The sequence below is a fragment of the Thermus sp. genome, from assembly GCF_056332225.1.
The window spans coordinates 1-847 of the sequence record NZ_JBWGQW010000160.1 but is presented as its reverse complement, the minus strand read 5'-3'; the positions used below and the strand labels follow the sequence as shown (position 1 = coordinate 847).

Below are 847 nucleotides of genomic sequence, written 5' to 3'. Positions count from 1 at the left end.
CCGCCTCCCGGAGGGCTTCCTTCAGGAAGGGCTTGGGGTTTTCTCCCCTGAGCCAGCGGTGGTGGGCCAGGGCGAGGAGAGCCAGGCCCCGGCCGTCCGGGTGCTTCTTGGCCTCCTCCAGGAGGTCCTCCCGGAGCCTTCCTTTGAGGGCCCAGGCGGCGAGGAGGGAGGCGGCGAGCCAGGGGTGGGGGCCCTCCCGGTGGGCGGCCTCCCCCTCGGCCAGGGCCTCCTCCAGGCGGCCCGTCTCCATGAGCAGGCGGAGGCGGGTGGCGCGGAAGCGGACCTGGGCCTCGAGGTCCCCCTCCCCCCCCTCCGCCAGGAGGCCCTCGGCCTCCGGGTAGCGCCCCAGGTCCATGAGGAGGCCCGCCCGAAGGCTTCGCCCTTGGAGCCTCAAGGCGGGGGGGGCCTGGGGAGGAAAGGCCTCCAGGGCCTCCAGGGCCTGCCGGGGCTGGAAAGCCCGCCAGAAGGCCCCCGCCAGGGCCAGGCGGGCCTGGGCCTCCTCCCGGGGGTAGGGCTTGAGCCCGGGGAGCAGGGGAAGAAGCGCCCAAGGCCCTTGAGCCGCCTTGAAGGCTTGGAGCACCGGGTCCTGGGAGCGAGGGCCCTCCGGGGCCTCCTCGGCCAGGCCCAGGGAGGCCAGGGCGTCTTGGCGCTCCGCCTCCAGGAACTCCCGCAAGGAGGGGTCGGCCTCCAGGGCCTTTTGGTAGAGGGGAAGGGCCTCCTCGGGGTGGCCTCTCCGCCAGGCCTCCTGGGCCAGGAGGCGGTAAGCGTGGGCGGCCTTGCGGGCCTCTCCCGCCCCTTGCAGGTGGCGGGCCATGGCCAGGAGGTCGCCCCTTTGCCTGAGGAGGTC

General features: G+C 74.7%; 1 protein-coding gene. It reads right to left on the bottom strand.

All coding sequences use genetic code 11. From position 1 onward, the window contains the following. On the bottom strand, positions 1-847 hold an 847-nt coding region (locus AC01Y6_RS10655; protein WP_476671499.1), incomplete at both ends, for a tetratricopeptide repeat protein.